This window comes from Labrys sp. LIt4, assembly GCF_017813775.1.
GTDB lineage: Bacteria > Pseudomonadota > Alphaproteobacteria > Rhizobiales > Labraceae > Labrys > Labrys okinawensis_A.
Genome location: NZ_JAGIPY010000011.1, coordinates 1 through 13071, shown reverse-complemented (window position 1 = coordinate 13071; position 13071 = coordinate 1). Strand labels below are relative to the sequence as shown.

The window sequence follows — 13071 nt, the reverse complement described above, 5'->3', positions numbered from 1 at the left end:
ACAGTCAATGTCCCTCGTCCACGAAGTCGACTACGGCACGCCGCTCTCCAAGTCGGAGACAATGGTCACGCTGACCATCGACGGCCAGGAAATCACCGTGCCCGAAGGCACCTCGATCATGCGCGCCGCCATGGAGATGGGGACGCAGATCCCCAAGCTCTGCGCCACCGACATGATGGACGCCTGGGGCTCCTGCCGCATGTGTCTGGTGGAGATCGAGGGCCGCAACGGCACGCCCGCCTCCTGCACCACGCCGGTGGCACCGGGCATCAAGGTGAAGACTCAGACCCCGCGCCTCGCCGAGATCCGCAAGGGAGTGATGGAGCTCTACATCTCCGACCACCCGCTCGACTGCCTGACCTGCGCCGCCAATGGCGATTGCGAATTGCAGGACATGGCGGGTGCCGTGGGCCTGCGCGAGGTACGCTACGGCTATGAGGGCGACAATCATCTCGGTCTCGACAAGGATACGTCCAACCCCTACTTCACCTTCGATACCTCCAAATGCATCGTCTGCTCGCGCTGCGTGCGTGCCTGCGAGGAAGTGCAGGGCACCTTCGCGCTGACGATCTCCGGCCGAGGCTTCGAAAGCCGGGTGTCGCCGGGCATGAACGAGGCCTTTTTCGATTCCGAATGCGTCTCCTGCGGCGCCTGCGTCCAGGCCTGCCCGACGGCCACGCTCACCGAGAACAAGGTGATCGAGATCGGCCAGCCCGAGCATTCGGTGGTGACAACCTGCGCCTATTGCGGCGTCGGCTGCGCCTTCAAGGCCGAGATGCGCGGCGAGGAAGTCGTGCGCATGGTGCCCTACAAGGACGGCAAGGCCAATCGCGGCCATAGCTGCGTCAAGGGCCGCTTCGCCTGGGGTTACGCCACCCACAAGGAGCGCATCCTCAAGCCGATGATCCGCTCCAAGATCACCGATCCCTGGAAGGAAGTGAGCTGGGAAGAGGCGATCGCCTATACCGCTTCCGAGTTCAAGCGCATCCAGGCCAAGCACGGCAAGGCTTCGATCGGCGGCATCACCTCCTCGCGCTGCACCAATGAGGAGACCTATCTCGTCCAGAAGCTGATCCGCGGCGGCTTCGGCAACAACAATGTCGATACCTGTGCCCGCGTCTGCCATTCGCCGACGGGCTATGGCCTCGGCCAGACCTTCGGCACCTCCGCCGGCACGCAGGACTTCGACTCGGTCGAGGACAGCGACGTCATCGTCGTCATCGGCGCCAATCCGACGGACGGCCACCCCGTCTTCGGCTCGCGCATGAAGAAGCGCCTGCGCGAGGGCGCCCGCCTGATCGTCATCGATCCGCGCAAGACCGACATCGTGCGCACGCCGCATGTCGAGGCCGACTACCATCTGCCGCTGCTGCCGGGCACCAATGTCGCCATTCTGACGGCCATGGCCCATGTCATCGTCACCGAGGGCCTGGTCGCCGAGGATTATGTACGCGAGCGCTGCGACTGGGACGAGTTCCAGAACTGGGCAGCCTTCGTTGCCGATCCCAGGCACTCGCCGGAAGCGGTGGAGCAATATACCGGCGTGCCGGCCGAGCTGGTGCGCGGCGCCGCCCGCCTCTATGCCACCGGCGGCAATGGCGCGATCTATTACGGCCTCGGCGTCACCGAGCACAGTCAGGGCTCGACCACGGTGATGGCGATCGCCAACCTTGCCATGGCCACCGGCAATATCGGCCGCCGCGGCGTCGGCGTGAACCCGCTGCGCGGCCAGAACAATGTGCAGGGCTCCTGCGACATGGGCTCTTTCCCGCATGAGCTGCCGGGCTACCGCCATATCGCCGGCGACGAGGTGCGTCACGCCTTCGAGGAATTGTGGGGCGTCCAGCTCGACAAGGAACCGGGCCTGCGCATTCCCAACATGCTCGACGCCGCCGTCGAGGGCTCGTTCCTCGGCCTCTATGTCCAGGGCGAGGACATCGTGCAGTCCGACCCCGACACCAAGCATGTCACGGCGGGCCTGGCCGCGATGGAATGCGTCGTCGTGCAGGACCTCTTCCTGAACGAGACCGCCAATTACGCCCATGTCTTCCTGCCCGGTTCCTCCTTCCTGGAGAAGGACGGCACCTTCACCAATGCCGAGCGCCGCATCCAGCGCGTGCGCAAGGTGATGTCGCCCAAGGCCGGCTATGCCGACTGGGAAATCACGCTGCTGATCGCCGAAGCCATGGGCTTCCCCATGCCCTACGAACATCCCTCGCAGATCATGGACGAGATCGCCCGCCTCACGCCCTCCTTCGCCGGCGTCTCCTACGAGAAGCTGGAGCGCGACGGCTCGGTGCAGTGGCCCTGCAACGACAAGGCGCCCGAGGGCACGCCGATCATGCATATCGACCATTTCGTGCGCGGCAAGGGCCGCTTCATGGTCACCGAATATGTCCCGACCGACGAGCGCACCGGCGCACGCTTCCCGCTGCTGCTCACCACCGGCCGCATCCTGTCGCAGTACAATGTCGGCGCGCAGACCCGGCGCACCGAGAACTCGCTGTGGCACGAAGAGGATGTGCTGGAAATCCACCCCCATGATGCCGAGCAGCGCGGCGTGCGCGAGGGCGACTGGGTGCGGCTCGAAAGCCGCTCGGGCTCGACCTCGCTGCGCGCCACCATTACCGACCGAGTGGCGCCGGGCGTAGTCTACACCACCTTCCACCATCCCTCCACGCAGGCCAACGTCATCACCACCGACTATTCGGATTGGGCAACCAATTGCCCGGAATACAAGGTGACGGCGGTCCAGGTCATGCCGTCCAACGGCCCGACCGAATGGCAGAACGAATATGCGACGATGGCGATGAATTCGCGCCGCATCGCGGCGGAGTGAGGTTTTGCGGCAGCATGGTCTGAGAAGATCGTGCTGCCCCTCACCCTTACCCTCTCCCCGTAAACGGGGCGAGGGGACTCAAATGTCGAGTTTCATGCCGAAAACCTCTCATCTCGCCCAACAGCAGGGCGAGATGAAAGTTCGGAGGACCAATCGCAACGCTTGCGCCCCGTCGCCCCGTTTACGGGGTGAGGGTAAGGGTGAGGGGCAGCGCGACGCTCGCTTTTGAGGAACGGAGCACAAAAAATTTCATGACCAGACAGCCGCCTCCCGTCCGTACCATCTCCCGCCTCGCCTGGCGGGATGGCGTGCTCACCCCTGGCGAGCGCACCATTCCGGAAGAGACGGCCGTCTCCCTGGTCTATGACGGCGGCTCCCATGCCGTGATGATGGCCAGCCCCGTCGACCTCGAGGATTTCGCCTACGGCTTCTCTCTTACCGAAGGCATCGTCGCCTCGCTCGACGACGTCACCGAATTCGAACGCGTCGATTACGAGGAAGGCGTCGAATTGCGCCTATGGCTGAGGGGCGATCGCGGCGCCGCGCTCGCCGCCCGCCGGCGCATGCTGGCCGGTCCCACGGGCTGCGGCCTGTGCGGCATCGACAGCCTGACCGAGGCGGTGCGCAAACCGCAACCGGTCACCGGTGATCTCAAACTGTCCCCGGCCGACATCGAAGCCGCCCTCGCCTCGCTCGCGCCCGCGCAGACGCTGAACCACCAGACACGTGCCGTGCACGCTGCCGCCTTCTGGACCAAGGCGGACGGCCTGGTCGCCCTGCGCGAGGATGTCGGCCGGCACAATGCGCTCGACAAGCTGGCGGGAGCCCTGGCTCGTCATCGGAGCGCAGACATCCTGTCTGCATCTTCCCAGCCCGTAGGCGCAGCGGAGCCAAGAGCGGACGAGACGTCCGCGCAGCCGGAAACACTTGCGGGCATCGTCGTCCTCACCAGCCGGATCTCGGTGGAGATGGTGCAGAAATCGGCGATGATGGGTGCCCCCATCGTCACCGCTGTTTCCGCCCCCACGGCCCTCGCCATCCGCACCGCCGACGAAGCAGGTATCACCCTGATCGGTGTGGCCCGTTCCGACGGCTTCGAGATCTTCACCCATCCTCACCGCATCGTTCCGGAGAAACTCGCCCATGTCGCCTGATGAATCCGTGCATGAGGGCCATGCACACGACCCGGTCGCCAAGCTGGTGAGGATGGCCAATCAGATCGGCCTGTTCTTCGCCTCCCAGCGCGAGGACGTACGGATCCCCGGCATTGCCGACCATATCCGCAAATTCTGGGAACCGCGCATGCGCAACCGGATCTTCGCGCATCTGGACGCCGGCGGCGAGGGCATCGATCCCCTGGTCAGGAAGGCCCTGGAAAGCCTGCGCGAAAAGGCGTGAACTCCGGAATCGATCACTGCTCACAGGGTCATCCCGGACGCGATGCGGTACGGAGTACCGCATCGCAGACCCCGGACCGCAAGACGAGAGCTCATTTTCAAAATGGTTCCGGGTCTGCATCACGGCATTTCATGGTCGCGCGCCCGGAATGACCTGGGGATGAGCGACTACCTGGACCGCAGGCATCCCCGGGGATTTCCATGCCCGACACCCTCTTCGACTGGGACAAGATAGAACCGCGCACGGTCATTCCCGGCTTCCACGGCCGTTTCATCCATTCGGGCGCGATGACCTTCGTGCTCTGGCGGATCGAGGCCGGGGCCGCGCTGCCGCTGCATTCCCATCCGCATGAACAGGTGGTGCATCAGTTCGAAGGCGAATTGGAAATCACCGTGGACGGCTTAACCACCGTGCTCAAGCCGGGCATGGTCGCCGTGGTGCCGCCAAACACCGCGCATTCCGGCCGGGCCCTGACGGAGTGCCGGACGATGGACGTCTTCCATCCCCTGCGCGAGGACTATCGCACGGGCGCTCCGAGCGTGCTCCAGCAGGCGATGGCGGAATAATCGGCGCTCGCTCGCCGGTCAGCTGCGCCCACCGGCGTTTTCTTGCAGGATTCCGGGCCGGAAACGCCAAAAAATCGCGTTTCGCCTTGCTCCGCCCCTTCCATCTTGATATGGAACCGCCCATCTGACGCTCAACCCGTCATCGCTGATGAGACGGGCGTTCGACAATAGACCAGAAAGACGTTTCCGCCTTGCGGGCCTTGCGCCGGCCGGGTGTGTTTTTTCTCAAAACACCCCGCCTGTGGTTGCGCCAGCAACCCTGCCGCAGTCCGGAAACGATGATCAACACCAACCGCCGGCGCCAGGAAAACATATGTCCGTACAGGAAAACGTGCTGCGTGAAGATTTCGCTGCGATGCTCGACGAGAGCTTCGGCACCAGCGATATGGCCGAAGGCTCGGTCGTCAAGGGTACTGTCGTTGCCATCGAGAAGGACCTTGCGGTCATCGATGTCGGCCTCAAGACCGAAGGCCGCGTAGCTCTGAAGGAATTCAACGGCCCGGGCCGCGACAGCGCGCTCAAGGTCGGCGATGTCGTCGAGGTCTATCTCGAGCGCATCGAAAACGCTCTGGGCGAAGCCGTCATCTCGCGTGACAAGGCTCGCCGCGAAGAGAGCTGGATCAAGCTGGAGAAGTCGTTCGAGGCCAATGAAAAGGTCGACGGCGTCATCTTCAACCAGGTCAAGGGTGGCTTCACCGTCGATCTCGACGGCGCCGTGGCCTTCCTGCCGCGCAGCCAGGTCGACATCCGTCCGATCCGCGACGTCACCCCGCTGATGAACGTTCCGCAGCCCTTCCAGATCCTCAAGATGGATCGCCGCCGCGGCAACATCGTCGTCTCCCGCCGCACGGTCCTCGAAGAGAGCCGCGCCGAGCAGCGTCACGAGATCGTCCAGAACCTCGAAGAGGGTCAGGTGGTCGACGGCGTGGTCAAGAACATCACCGATTACGGTGCGTTCGTCGACCTGGGCGGCATCGACGGCCTCCTGCATGTCACCGACATCGCATGGCGCCGCGTGAACCACCCGACGGAGCTTCTGACCATCGGCCAGCAGGTCAAGGTCAAGATCATCAAGATCAACCACGAGACGCACCGCATCTCGCTGGGCATGAAGCAGCTCCAGGCCGATCCGTGGCTGGGCATCGACGCCAAGTACCCGCTGCAGGCCAAGTTCACCGGCCGTGTCACCAACATCACGGACTACGGCGCGTTCGTGGAACTGGAGCCGGGCATCGAAGGCCTGATCCACGTCTCCGAAATGTCGTGGACCAAGAAGAACGTCCACCCCGGCAAGATCGTCTCCACCTCGCAGGAAGTGGAAGTGCAGATCCTCGAGGTCGACCCGATCAAGCGCCGCATTTCGCTCGGCCTCAAGCAGACCCTTTCCAACCCCTGGGAAGATTTTGCCGACAAGCATCCGAACGGCTCGGTGGTCGAAGGCGAAGTCAAGAACAAGACCGAGTTCGGCCTGTTCATTGGCCTCGACGGCGATGTGGACGGCATGGTCCATCTCTCCGACCTCGACTGGAACCGTCCGGGCGAGCAGGTCATCGACGACTTCCGCAAGGGCGACATGGTCAAGGCCGTGGTGCTCGACGTGGATGTCGAGAAGGAGCGTATCTCGCTGGGCATCAAGCAGCTCGCGGGTGACCCCTTCGTCGATGCCGGCGAACTGAAGAAGAACCAGGTCGTCACCTGCGAAGTCACCGACGTCAAGGAAGGTGGCATCGACGTCAAGATCACCGGCACCGACCTCACGGCCTTCATCCGCCGTGGCGATCTGGCCCGCGATCGTGCCGATCAGCGCCCCGAGCGCTTCGCACCCGGCGAGAAGGTTGACGCCCGCGTCATCCAGTTCGACCGCAAGGCCCGCAAGGTCCAGGTCTCGATCAAGGCCCTCGAAATGGCCGAGGAAAAGGAAGCGATCGCCGCTTACGGCTCTTCGGACGCCGGCGCCTCGCTCGGCGACATTCTCGGCGCTGCGCTGCGCGCCCGCACCGAGAAGAAGTAAGCCGGAGTGCCGGCCTCCGGCCGGCTTCTGGACCACCACGATTGGGAAAGGGCGCGACCTCACGGGGTTCGCGCCCTTTCATTTTTGGAGTGTCGATCTCCAGATCGACATTCCCGGAAACGATGTGCGTGCCGGCATGAAAGATATCGACCAGGAGGTCGACACTCCGAGCAAGCACAGCCAGCCCTATGCCGCGCAGCCAAAAGCTGCTTGGCCTGCAAGGCCGGCGCCAACGATGCACAGGCAAGATTTCGCGTTGGCGCCCCCCAGCTTAACAATCTTTCCAAAAAGGCCGGTTAGACTGGCGCCCTTGCATGTTTGGTGAATTTTTCCGCTTTCCAGCGCATGAGCATCTTGCATTGCCGCAGCGTTTGGTTGATCGGTTGTGCCTTGCAAGCCCCGAATGGCCGCCACCCGGCGGGAAATTCGCGAGCAAGGGGGAAACAACCATATGCGTATCCATCGTTTGACACTCGTAGCCGGCGTGGCACTCGCCCTCCTCGGCAGCGTGGCCTTCGCTGCCGACAAGAAGACCGTGGCCGTGACCTCGATCGTCGAGCATCCGGCCCTCAACGCCGCCCGTGACGGTGTCAAGAAGGCCCTGGAGGATGCCGGCTACAAGGATGGCGACACCCTCACCTTCCAGTTCGAGACGGCACAGGGCAGCCCTGCCACCGCCGCCCAGATCGCCCAGAAATATGTCGGCGAGAAAGCGGATGTGATCGTCGGCATCGCCACGCCGTCGGCCCAGGCCGCCTTGGCCGCCACCAAGGACATTCCGATCGTGTTCACCGCCGTGACCGATCCTGTCGCTGCCCAGCTCGTCAAGGATCCGGCCAAGCCCGAAGGCAACGTAACCGGCGTGACCGACGCAACCCCGATGCCCGACCAGCTCAAGCTGATCCAGGCGGTCGCGCCCAGCGCCAAGAAGATCGGCTTCATCTACAATCCGGGCGAGGCCAATTCGGTCGTCCAGCTCGAGAATATGAAGAAGGCAACCGCTGCCCTCGGCTTCGAGACGATCGAGGCGCCGGCCACCAAGTCGGCCGATGTCGGCGCCGCGGCGCAGAGCCTGATCGGCAAGGCCGATGCCATCTTCGTGCCCACCGACAATCTGGTGGTCTCGGCCCTGGAAGCGGTGATCACGGTCGGCACCGAGAACAAGATTCCCGTCTTCTCCGGTGACACCAACGGCGTCGAACGCGGCGCGGTCGCCTCCATCGGCGTCGACTATTTCAAGTCCGGCGTACTGGCCGGCGAGATGGTGGTCCGCATCCTCAAGGGCGAGAAGCCCGGCGCCATTCCGGTCGCCTTTCCTTCGGCCACCGATCTTTTCCTCAACCAGAAGACCGCCGGCCCGATGGGCGTGACGCTGCCGGCCGATCTGGTCGCCAAGGCCAAGACCGTCGTAAAGTAATCCGGATCGTCGCAAGAGCCTGTTCAGGGATAATTCCGCGTCGTGCTGCCCCTCACCCTTACCCTCTCCCCGTAAACGGGGCGAGGGGGCGCAGGCCTCGCGGTTCATCCTCAAAACTCTCATCTCGCTCTCCGGTTGGGCGAGATGGGACTGTTTCGGCACAAACGCAACGCCGAAGCCCCCTCGCCCCGTTTACGGGGAGAGGGTAAGGGTGAGGGGCGGCGCAACGCTGCGAAGACAGGCGCTTATTCCTGAACAATCCCAAGATCAACCATTCCGAGCAAGCCGCGCCATGACCACTTTCCGCTCCTTCGGCCTTGCCGCCGTCCTTCTCGCCAGCCTCGCACCGATCACGGGCGCCGCCGCTGCGGACAAGCCGACGGTCGCCATCACCGCCATCGTCGAGCACCCCTCGCTCAATGCCATCCGCGAGGGCGTGAAGGCGGGCCTCAAGGACAAGGGTTACGCCGAGGGCGAGGCCATTACCGTGCTCTATGAATCGGCACAGGGCAGCCCGGCCACCGCAGCCCAGATCGCCCAGAAATTCGTGGGCGAAGATCCGGCGGTGATCGTGCCGATCACCACCCCCTCCTCCCAGGCCGTCGCCGCGGCGACCAAGGACATCCCCGTCGTCTTCGCCGCCGTGACCGATCCGCTCGGCGCGCAATTGGTGAAGACCCTCGACAAACCCGGCGGCAACATCACCGGCGTCAGCGACTTTCCGCCCGCAGCCGGGCAGCTCGACCTGATCAAGGAAGTCCTGCCCAAGGCCAAGGTGGTGGGCGTCGTCTATAATTCCGGCGAGGTCAACAGCCTGTCGGTGATCGAGGCCCTGCGCAAGCTGGCCGGCGAACGCGGGCTGGAAATCCTGCCTTCGCCCGCAACCAAATCCTCCGATGTCGGTGCGGCCGCCCAGAATCTGGTGGGCAAGGCCGATGCGATCTATATCCCCAACGACAATCTGGTGGTCTCCGCCCTTGAATCGGTGCTGCAGGTCGGCTTCGACAGCCGCCTGCCGGTGTTCGCCAGCGATCCCGACAGCGTCGGGCGTGGCGCCGTCGCCGCTCTTGGCCTCGACCAGTTCGAGATCGGCCGGCAAGCCGGCCATGTCGCCGCCCGGGTGCTGAAGGGCGAAAAGCCCGGCGATATCCCGGTGGAGAATTCCAGGGGCGTCAGCCTGGTCGTCAACGCCAAGGCGGCCGAGAAGATGGGGGCTCCCCTGCCGCCGGCCGTCTTGGCGCGTGCCAAGGACGTCGCAAAGTAGAATCCGCGGGCGGTAGTGATTGACTCATGCGTCATTGCGAGCGTAGCGAAGCAATCCACAGACCTGTGTACCCCGCCTTCCGGCTCTGGATTGCGTCGCTACGCTCGCAATGACGCGCTCTGTCGGTCGAGCAGCAGGGCTGCCGCAATTCATCCGTGACCCGCTCTCGTGTTGGGATTGATGCATGAGCCTATTCGCTTTTATCGGTTCGATTGAAATCGGCCTGATCTATGCGCTGATCGCGCTGGGCGTATTTTTGTCGTTCCGGGTGCTCGATTTTCCCGACTTGACGGTCGACGGTTCCTATCCGCTCGGCGCCGCGACGGCCGCCGCCGGCATCGTGGCAGGCCTGGATCCCTTCTCGGCCACGGCGCTGGCCATTATTGCCGGCGGCCTCGCCGGCGCGATGACGGCCTGGCTCAACATCCGTTTCCGCATTCTGCAATTGCTGGCCAGCATCCTGACCATGACGGCGCTCTATTCGATCAATCTGCGCATCATGGGCAAGCCCAATGTCCCGCTGCTCAACCAGGAAACGCTGGTGACCTGGACGCGCGACCATCTGACGGCGATCTTCGGCTGGGCACCGCCCTCCTATCAGCTGAAAGTCTGGATGCTCGGCGTGATCGTCCTGATCGTCTGGGCGCTGCTCAGTTGGTTCCTCAACTCCGAATTCGGCCTCGCCATGCGGGCGACCGGCGCCAATCCACGCATGGCACGGGCCCAGGGCGTTTCCACCCAGATGCACAATTATGTCGGCATGGCGATCTCGAACGCCCTCGTCGCGCTCGCCGGCGCCCTGTTCGCCCAGACCAGCGGCTTTGCCGACATCACGCTTGGCACGGGCACGATCGTCGGCGGCCTCGCCGCGGTGATCCTCGGCGAGACCTTGTTCCGCACCCGCTCGATCGCCTGGCTGCTGATCGCCTGCATCGTCGGCGCCATCCTCTATCGCCTCGCCATCGCGCTGGCGCTCAATTCCGAATGGTCGCGCTCGATCGGCCTCAATTCCAGCGACCAGAACCTGGTGACCTCGGTGCTGGTCGGCCTGGCGCTGATCCTGCCGAGCCAGTTCCCCCGCCTGCGCGCGATCTTCTCGCCCGCCCCCAAATCAGCGTCCAAGTAAGGAGGCGGCGATGATCGAGATCAAGGACATCCACGTCACCTTCGGGCGCGGCACGCCGCTGGAGAACCGCGCCTTGCGCGGGCTGTCGCTGACCATCCCCACCGGCCAGTTCGTCACCGTGATCGGCTCCAACGGCGCCGGCAAATCCACCCTGCTGAACGTTCTGAGCGGCGACGCCCAGGCCGAGCGCGGCCGCATCGTCATCGAGGGTGTCGACGTCCTGCGCTGGCCGACGCCGCGCCGCGCCAGCCTGATCGCCCGCGTGTTCCAGGATCCGATGGCCGGCACCTGCGAGAGGCTGTCGATCGAGGAGAACATGGCGCTGGCCTTCGCGCGCGGCCGCAGCCGGGGCCTCGGCTCCTCCCTGGGCGCCGCCCGCCGCGCGGTGTTCCGCGACAAGCTCTCGATACTCGGCCTCGGCCTCGAAAATCGCCTGGGCGATTCCATGGGCCTGCTCTCCGGCGGCCAGCGCCAGGCCGTCAGCCTCCTGATGGCGACGCTGACCGGCATGAAGATCCTGCTGCTCGACGAGCACACGGCGGCGCTCGATCCGCGTACTGCCGATTTCGTGCTGGAGCTTACCCGCAAGATCGTCGAGGAGCAGCAGCTCACCGCGCTGATGGTGACCCATTCGATGCGGCATGCCCTCGACTACGGCACCCGTACGGTGATGCTGCATGAGGGCCAGGTCGCCTTCGACCTCGATGCCGAGCATCGCAAGGGCCTCGATGTTCCTGACCTGCTCAAGCTGTTCAGCAAGGTGCGTGGCGAACAGCTCGACGACGACAGCCTGCTGCTGGGCTGAGACACATCGTCAGGGGACCAGGACCACCTTGCCGACGTTCCGGCGCGATTGCAGGCTTTCATGCGCCTCGGCGGCCCGGGCCAGGGGGAAGCGGCCACCGATCACGACCTTGAGCGACCCCGCCGCGGCCTGAACGAAGAGATCGCCGAGATCGGCGTACAGCGTGCCGGGCGTCAGCAAAGGCAGGAGGGCGAAGCCTTTCAGCGATTGGTTGCGCCCCAGCAGGGCTTCGATCTCGCGCTTGCCGAGTTCGAACCGCCCCATCGCCGCACAGACGAGTTCTCTGGCCGGGGCGAGCGCACCCAGGCAGGCGGCGGTCTGTGGCCCGCCGACGAGATCATAGGCGATGTCGACGCCCGCCCCTGCCGTCGCCGCCAGCACCTGGTCGACCCAGCCGGTGCTGCGATAGTCGACAGCCGCGTCCGCCCCCAGGGATCGCGCGAGATCGAGCTTCTCCGGCGATCCGGCAGCGGCGATCACCTGGCGCGCGCCGGCACTGCGGGCGAGCTGGACCAGCAGCGATCCCACGCCGCCGGCAGCGGCGTTGACCAGGATCGACTTCCCCTGCGGCGGGCTGCGGCGAAGGAGATGAAGGGCGGTCAATCCCTGCACCATCAGGGCAGCGCCCGCCTCGAAGGACAGGCCGTCCGGGAGCGGCACCAGCGCGGCAGCTTCGGCAGTGACATAATCGGCGTAGCCGCCGGCCCTGCCCATGGCGAAGAGGGGCGCCGCCACCCGCGTGCCGGGAGCCGGTCCGGCAGCGCCGGGGCCGAATGCTTCGACCACACCGGCGGCCTCGACACCCGGCACCATCGGCAGGTCGGGTGTCACGGCATAGCGATCCTGGCGCATCAGGACCTCGAAATAGTTCACGCCGGCGGCCCGCACGCGGATCAGGGCCTCTCCGGCGCCGGGAACGGGAACGGGCAGCTCGACGGGCTCGAGGACGTCGGGCGCGCCGAAGCGGCTCAAACGGATGGCTTGCATGGGATCACCGGGTGCTGGTCTCGAATGGCCCGGTTGTGTGATATTCTCCGTTGCGTCTCTACACACTCTTTCGTGCCATACAGACCTGAAGGTAACCATGACGGAGCTGACCAAGCGCCTGCCCATGCTGCCCGTCGAGCGGGCCCTCAAGGTGATTTCGGGCCGCTGGAAGGCAGTGATCCTGTATTATCTCCTCGACAGTCCCAAGCGCCTTTCCGAACTGAAGCGGCTGGTGCCGGAGATCAGCCAGAAGGTGCTGATCCAGCAATTGCGCGAAATGGAGGAGCATGGCCTGGTTCACCGCGATATCTTCCGGCAGGTGCCGCCCCGCGTCGACTATTCGGCCACGCCGCTCGGCCAGAGCCTCGAGCCGGTGCTGCTGGCCCTGTGCGACTGGGGGCAGCGGCACGCCGCCGAACTGGACGAACTCGACCAGACGCGGGATTGCATCATCAGGCCGGTACGGCAGATGGGGGTGACTTAGAGCAAAGCGCGTTCAGGTGTGAACGCTTGTTTGCTCTTGCTCTTTGGTTCGACGCGTCTTTGCGATTTGAGGCGATTCAATCAAATCACAAAACGCTTTAGAGCAGGGTGATTTTTGGTTGAATCGTTGGATTCCCAAATCGATTGAGAAGTGATTCAAGATAGCTGCGGGGGA

At 64.6% G+C, this 13071-nt stretch carries 11 protein-coding genes; 10 read left to right on the top strand and 1 reads right to left on the bottom strand.

Annotated elements, in window-relative coordinates; translation table 11 throughout:
* Positions 1-7: 7 nt before the first annotated feature.
* The 9 genes from fdhF to J8I29_RS19725 all read left to right on the top strand — a co-directional run bounded on the left by fdhF (position 8) and on the right by J8I29_RS19725 (position 11426).
* On the top strand, positions 8-2839 hold the full coding sequence (fdhF, locus tag J8I29_RS19765) for a formate dehydrogenase subunit alpha (protein WP_105863430.1): 2832 nt from the start codon (positions 8-10) through the stop codon (positions 2837-2839).
* A gap of 251 nt (positions 2840-3090) precedes the next feature.
* Positions 3091-3993 (top strand): formate dehydrogenase accessory sulfurtransferase FdhD, encoded by a 903-nt coding sequence (locus tag J8I29_RS19760; protein ID WP_209432968.1) that lies wholly within the window; start codon positions 3091-3093, stop codon positions 3991-3993.
* The gene (locus tag J8I29_RS19755) at positions 3983-4237 is read left to right on the top strand and encodes a formate dehydrogenase subunit delta (RefSeq protein WP_105863431.1); all 255 of its coding nucleotides are present in this window, start codon (positions 3983-3985) and stop codon (positions 4235-4237) included. Before J8I29_RS19760 ends, J8I29_RS19755 begins: the two co-directional genes overlap by 11 nt.
* 200 nt (positions 4238-4437) lie before the next feature.
* Positions 4438-4803: a cupin domain-containing protein gene (locus J8I29_RS19750; protein WP_209432967.1), complete on the top strand. Its 366-nt coding sequence runs from the start codon at positions 4438-4440 to the stop codon at positions 4801-4803.
* 313 nt (positions 4804-5116) lie between these two features.
* Positions 5117-6814, top strand: a complete 1698-nt coding sequence (gene rpsA / locus J8I29_RS19745; RefSeq protein ID WP_105863433.1) for a 30S ribosomal protein S1 — start codon at positions 5117-5119, stop codon at positions 6812-6814.
* Positions 6815-7265: 451 nt separating this feature from the next.
* Positions 7266-8231 (top strand): ABC transporter substrate-binding protein, encoded by a 966-nt coding sequence (locus J8I29_RS19740; protein WP_105863434.1) that lies wholly within the window; start codon positions 7266-7268, stop codon positions 8229-8231.
* 292 nt (positions 8232-8523) lie between these two features.
* The gene (locus J8I29_RS19735) at positions 8524-9495 is read left to right on the top strand and encodes an ABC transporter substrate-binding protein (protein WP_209432966.1); all 972 of its coding nucleotides are present in this window, start codon (positions 8524-8526) and stop codon (positions 9493-9495) included.
* A gap of 184 nt (positions 9496-9679) precedes the next feature.
* A complete protein-coding gene (locus J8I29_RS19730) occupies positions 9680-10621 on the top strand; it encodes an ABC transporter permease (protein WP_105863436.1) in 942 nt (313 codons plus the stop codon).
* A gap of 10 nt (positions 10622-10631) precedes the next feature.
* Entirely contained in the window at positions 10632-11426 is a 795-nt protein-coding gene (locus J8I29_RS19725; RefSeq protein WP_209432965.1) for an ABC transporter ATP-binding protein, read from the top strand.
* A 9-nt stretch (positions 11427-11435) separates the two neighbouring features.
* On the opposite strand, the gene J8I29_RS19720 is transcribed toward J8I29_RS19725, so the two are convergent.
* The gene (locus J8I29_RS19720; protein ID WP_209432964.1) at positions 11436-12413 is read right to left on the bottom strand and encodes a zinc-binding dehydrogenase; all 978 of its coding nucleotides are present in this window, start codon (positions 12411-12413) and stop codon (positions 11436-11438) included.
* Between the two features lie 97 nt (positions 12414-12510).
* Here J8I29_RS19720 and J8I29_RS19715 point away from each other — a divergent pair, with 97 nt between their 5' ends.
* Positions 12511-12897, top strand: coding sequence for a helix-turn-helix domain-containing protein (locus J8I29_RS19715; RefSeq protein WP_209432963.1), 387 nt, complete (start codon positions 12511-12513; stop codon positions 12895-12897).
* The last annotated feature ends 174 nt before the right edge of the window (positions 12898-13071 follow it).

Coding starts and splice junctions, on each gene's coding strand:
- J8I29_RS19725 (WP_209432965.1), top strand. CDS start 10,632: ATGATCGAGATCAAGGACATCCACGTCACCTTCGGGCGCGGCACGCCG.
- J8I29_RS19755 (WP_105863431.1), top strand. CDS start 3,983: ATGTCGCCTGATGAATCCGTGCATGAGGGCCATGCACACGACCCGGTC.
- J8I29_RS19720 (WP_209432964.1), bottom strand. CDS start 12,413: ATGCAAGCCATCCGTTTGAGCCGCTTCGGCGCGCCCGACGTCCTCGAG.
- J8I29_RS19730 (WP_105863436.1), top strand. CDS start 9,680: ATGAGCCTATTCGCTTTTATCGGTTCGATTGAAATCGGCCTGATCTAT.
- rpsA (WP_105863433.1), top strand. CDS start 5,117: ATGTCCGTACAGGAAAACGTGCTGCGTGAAGATTTCGCTGCGATGCTC.
- J8I29_RS19750 (WP_209432967.1), top strand. CDS start 4,438: ATGCCCGACACCCTCTTCGACTGGGACAAGATAGAACCGCGCACGGTC.
- J8I29_RS19715 (WP_209432963.1), top strand. CDS start 12,511: ATGACGGAGCTGACCAAGCGCCTGCCCATGCTGCCCGTCGAGCGGGCC.
- J8I29_RS19735 (WP_209432966.1), top strand. CDS start 8,524: ATGACCACTTTCCGCTCCTTCGGCCTTGCCGCCGTCCTTCTCGCCAGC.
- J8I29_RS19740 (WP_105863434.1), top strand. CDS start 7,266: ATGCGTATCCATCGTTTGACACTCGTAGCCGGCGTGGCACTCGCCCTC.
- fdhF (WP_105863430.1), top strand. CDS start 8: ATGTCCCTCGTCCACGAAGTCGACTACGGCACGCCGCTCTCCAAGTCG.
- J8I29_RS19760 (WP_209432968.1), top strand. CDS start 3,091: ATGACCAGACAGCCGCCTCCCGTCCGTACCATCTCCCGCCTCGCCTGG.